We start from the raw sequence: 4,817 nt of genomic DNA, 5'->3' as shown, positions 1-4,817 counted from the left end.
CGCCGCCGATGTACAGCTCGCCCGCGGTGATGTCTTCGAGGCCGGCGATGCAGCGCAGCAGCGTCGACTTGCCGCAGCCCGACGGGCCGACGAACACCAGGAACTCGCCATCGCGGACCTCGAGGTCCACGCCGTGCAGGATGACGACGCCGTCGAACGCCTTGCGCAGCGACTTCAGTTGCAGGTGAGCCATGCTGCGTTCGCGATCAGGCCAGTTCGCCGAAGTACAAGCCGTGCGCCGGCAGTGTGAAACGCCGCCCGCTGCGCGCCCCCTGCAGCGCCGCATCGAGCTGCGCCGCGACGACCGTCGTCGCCGGCGCGTCGAGATCCACCGTGAGCGGCTCGCTCCCGAGGTTGAACACGCACAGCAGCGAGGCCCCATTGACGCCCGCCTCCGGCGAGCGAACGAATGCCAGCACCGGCTCCGGCGCATCGATGAAGCGGATGTCGCCGCTGACCAGCGCCGGCTGCTGCCGGCGCCAGGCCAGCAGCCGGCGCATGAAGTTCAGCGGCGAGGCGGGATCGCGCTCGTTGACGTCGACCGCGCGCGCCGCGTGCTCGGCCGGCACCGGCAGCCACGGCTGCACCGCGCGGCCCTGGCTGAAGCCGGCGTGCGGCTGCGAATGCACCCACGGCATCGGCGTGCGGCAGCCGTCGCGGCCCTTGAACTCTGGCCAGAACGCGAGGCCGTACGGGTCCTGCACCTGCTCGAACGGGATCTCGGCCTCGGTCAGCCCGAGCTCGTCGCCCTGCCACCAGCAGACGCTGCCGCGCAGGCTCACCAGCATGGCAGTCGCGACCTTCGCGTAGGCCAGGTCGGCGCCCGGGCCGCCCCAGCGCGTCAGCACGCGCGGCACGTCGTGGTTGCCGAACGACCAGCTGGCCCAGCCATCGTGCATCTGTGCCTCGAGGTCTTCGACCTGCTGGCGGATGTAGGCGGCGCTGCGCTCGGCGGTCAGCAGGTTGAAGCTGTAGGCCATGTGCAGCTTGTCGCCGCCACGGGTGTAGTCGGCCATCGTCTTCAGCGAATCGTCGTCGCCGATCTCGCCGACGCTTGCCGCGCCGTGCTCGTCGAGCAGCCGCCGCACGCGCTGCAGGAACGCGAGGTTCTCCGGCTGCGTCTTGTCGTGCAGGTGGCGCTGCATGCCGTACGGGTTGCTCTCGCCGACGCTGCGGGTGTCGCGCGATTCGGCCGGCGGGTTGTCGCGCAGCAGCCGGTCGTGGAAGTGGAAGATGCAGGCATCGAAGCGGAAGCCGTCGACGCCGCGCTCGAGCCAGAAGCGGATGTCGGCCAGCACCTGGTCCTGCACCTCGGGGCAGTGGAAGTTCAGGTCGGGCTGGCTCGCGAGGAAGTTGTGCAGGTAGTACTGGCGCCGGCGCGAATCCCACTGCCAGGCCGAACCGCCGAACACGCTGAGCCAGTTGTTGGGCGGCGTGCCGTCGGGCCGCGGATCGGCCCACACATACCAGTCGGCCTTCGGGTTGCCGCGGCTCGCGCGGCTCTCGCGGAACCAGTCGTGCTGGTCGGAGGTGTGCGACAGCACCTGGTCGATCATCAGCTTCAGGCCGAGCTCGTGGGTGCGGGCGATCAGGCGGTCGAAATCGGCCAGCGTGCCGAACAGCGGGTCGACATCGCGGTAGTCGGCGATGTCGTAGCCGAAGTCCTTCATCGGCGAGCGGAAGAACGGCGAGACCCAGATCGCGTCGACGCCCAGGCTCGCGACGTAGGGCAGCCGGTCGATGATGCCGGCGATGTCGCCGACGCCGTCACCGTTGTGGTCGGCGAAGCTGCGCGGGTAGATCTGGTAGATCACCGCACCCCGCCACCAGGCGGCGCGGTCGGCCGCCGGCCGACGGGCGGAAGGGGAGGATGCAGCGGGTGCGTGGCGCGGTGCGGTGGCGAGGTCGGTCATGCGGATCGGATTCAGGACTACCGCATGAGCGTTGTAGTTTGACTACAAATACGATGCTTCTGCAGGTTGGGCGCCACTTTATGCGGGCAACTGAATCGAGAAAGAGAGGGTTTACCCTCAATCCCGGGTCGGCAAAACCCTCACACCTTCGGCAGCCCGAGCTTGCGCGTGACCGCGTCGACCCACTCGACCTTGAGCATGAACAGGAGCCAGACCGCCACGAGCGGCCACGTTATGCAACTGGCGGCGAAGCGCCGTTGAGCGAATGATTCATCGAGCGTCATGGGCGCCCCGATTCCATAGGCGCTGTCCTGATCGAACAGCTTGCGCATGACCACATCGAAGAAGTGAGCGGCGACGGCCAGGACCAACGTGCCCAGGAACATCCACTTGGCGAGATGGGCACAGGCCATCCGCCGATGGCCGCGCACCTCGCCGAGCACCAGCCGCTTGTGCAGTTCGCCCGCCTTGCCCTCGTGGTCAAAGCCGTGCTCCCGTGCCAATCGCTGCAGGGAGTTCAGCGCGAAGGCGGCTGCATCGTCATTTCCCTCGTCGATCCACCGACTGACCCATCCCAGCTGCTCGCCAACGAACTGCTCTCCGACTTCATTCAGCTTGCGGCGAAACCCAAGCTGGTCACGTGACAACCCGGACGATTTCATCGACGTCAGCTGCCACTCCGGCAGCACCAGTGCATCGGAATCGCCAAGCTCGAATCCGGAAAGCTGCAGGCGCCAGAACTGCATGAAGGCGTCGAGATCAGGCTCATAGGGCAGGTCTAGGCGCCCCATCGGTGCGGAGAACCGCTTGCAGTCAATGGCACCGCGGATGCCCATCACAAATCTGCACACTTCCTTGCCGAGGCTCAACAGACCGAGCAGGGGCCAGAGTTCGCGCAGCGAGCCATTGCCGAACAGATGGCCTTCGATCTTCTCCTTCAACTCACCGGGCAAAGTGCGCCAGCCCGGCAAGCTCTTCAGCAGCTGGCGTGCAATCACGACCGGTGTGTCTGCAGGAAGAATCAGTTGCTGATAGGGGCGAAACTTCGCCAGCCCCGCCAGCGGCTCCGGCATCGTGCCGGCGTCGAAGTCGATCTTCACGTCGCTGTTCTCGATGGCCGTGCAGAGTCTGGCGATCGGCTCATCGAGCGCCTCCACACCGGGCCGAATGCGGATGCTCGCGAGCGCCTTGCGAGTTCCGATGCATTCACTCAATGCATCGCAGAACGCGCCGTCCAACCGGGCATGGGAACGCAGATCGAGGCGGGACAGGCAAGGCAATGCAGAGGGTTGTTCAACCACGCGAAACGACCCGTCATCGATGTCAGATTCTTCTGTGGACGCAAGCCCTTTCAGCAAGGACGTGAGCGCATTGGAGGACGTCACGTGGACCTCCAGCATTGTCAGCGTGCGGCTGCCCCGCAAACTCTTGCCGAGCTCCAATGCCCCGCGTGCGCCCAGGTTCAGGATCTGGAGGACGAGCGAAGTCAATGTCGTGTGGGCTGCCATGCAGTGACCCAGCGTGCCCAACCACGTTCCGCTGCGCGCTTCGATGCGCAAGGTTTGCAAGTGGTGCATCTCTGGAAGCCCGTCGGCCAAAGCGGACAGTGCGACGTTCGACATCTCGCACTGGCGGAAGGCCAGGCTCACGACACCTGAGCGACGTCCAAGCGCCGACACCAGGGCCAACGCTTCGTCGTCACTGATCGCAGCGCTGAAGAACTCGATATGAGCGAGGGACGGACATTCCTGCAACAGCTCAGCGACGCTCCCCACGCCTTGACGGATGCCGGTCAGGCGCTCGACACCATGTTGGTTGATCTTCCCCGCCAGCAGAGGGGATCGCTGCGCCCGCAGGCACGCATTCACGACCCATTCCTCCGCCTTCTTCGACTGGTTCCACCCCGTCCCTTGATCCAGGGCCTGGATCGCATCGTGCAGACCATCGGGGACGGTTTCGCCCGCCGCTTCCAGCATTTGCGACATCGACAAGTCCTGCGTCGACTGGGGCAAACGTTGCCGACTGCTCGTGCCGTGGCTGCGGTTTCGTAGGCCGTCCATGAACTGTCCCGAAGTGCAAGAGTGGGCTGAGTGACGCCCGCACGCCGTTTCGTTCCGGCTCCAGCGGCAGCGCCGATTCGTGACCGCGCCGGACCCGCTCACCTCATCGTTTCAGCGCAATGCGAGCCCTCAGAATTCCCAACCCAAGCGGCTCTTCAAGCTGGTACGCCTTGGCAACCCGTTGCAAGGCTTGCAGGGCGAACAACGCGCCATCGGGGTTGCGGTGCTTCAGGAGGTGCTTTGCCAATGCCATGTGCTCGACGATGAACGCGTTCGCCGCTCGTCGGGTGTACTTGCCCTCCATCGACGGGGAGAATGCTTTGCTCAAGCGAGCACGGTCTCGGTCATGCAGCGGAATCCCGGACAACTCCAGTCTCATGAGGTCGTCTGTGGAAACCACAGGATGTTGGACCTTTCCCTTGGGCGTCACGAGCGAATCCACGCACTCCTTGCTGCGCACCTTGACGGCAGCCTTGTATGCAACCCGGTTCACCTGGATCCAACCATGGCGAGCCCACCGTTGCCGCAACGAACCGTCGTCGCCCATCATCCGCGGCACGATCTGGCGAACGATGTCCCGGGGCAACGATCCGCCCAGCACCGGAATGCTGGACAACAGCGCCTTCGCCGCCGCCTTCAACGCAACGGACGAAGCCGCCAGACTCTGATACTTGCGCAGCGCTTTCCCGAGGACACCCACTCGGCGCTTGCCGATGAAGATGCCCGGCTCGATGCGGACGAAGCCCAATGCGCTTCTGGCCTTGATCTGCCGGACCAGAAGATCACAAAACGCCCCGCTGAATGACATCTCGGCGACAAACTGCTGCGCCTCGTTCCTCGTGGG

At 65.3% G+C, this 4,817-nt stretch carries 4 protein-coding genes; all 4 read right to left on the bottom strand.

The window, feature by feature from the left end:
- The coding region (locus AC1D01_RS21045; RefSeq protein ID WP_477869713.1) for an ATP-binding cassette domain-containing protein at positions 1-193 on the bottom strand (193 nt) is incomplete at its 3' end.
- A 13-nt stretch (positions 194-206) separates the two neighbouring features.
- The gene (locus AC1D01_RS21040) at positions 207-1,913 is read right to left on the bottom strand and encodes an alpha-glucosidase (protein WP_477869711.1); all 1,707 of its coding nucleotides are present in this window, start codon (positions 1,911-1,913) and stop codon (positions 207-209) included.
- Between the two features lie 140 nt (positions 1,914-2,053).
- Entirely contained in the window at positions 2,054-3,898 is a 1,845-nt protein-coding gene (locus AC1D01_RS21035; protein WP_477869709.1) for a leucine-rich repeat domain-containing protein, read from the bottom strand.
- 178 nt (positions 3,899-4,076) lie between these two features.
- On the bottom strand, positions 4,077-4,817 hold a 741-nt coding region (locus tag AC1D01_RS21030), incomplete at its 5' end, for a hypothetical protein (protein ID WP_477869707.1).

Source organism: Rhizobacter sp. P3_B12, assembly GCF_056402895.1.
Note: the sequence above shows the minus strand (reverse complement) of the source record. Positions and strands in the feature narration are given on the sequence as shown.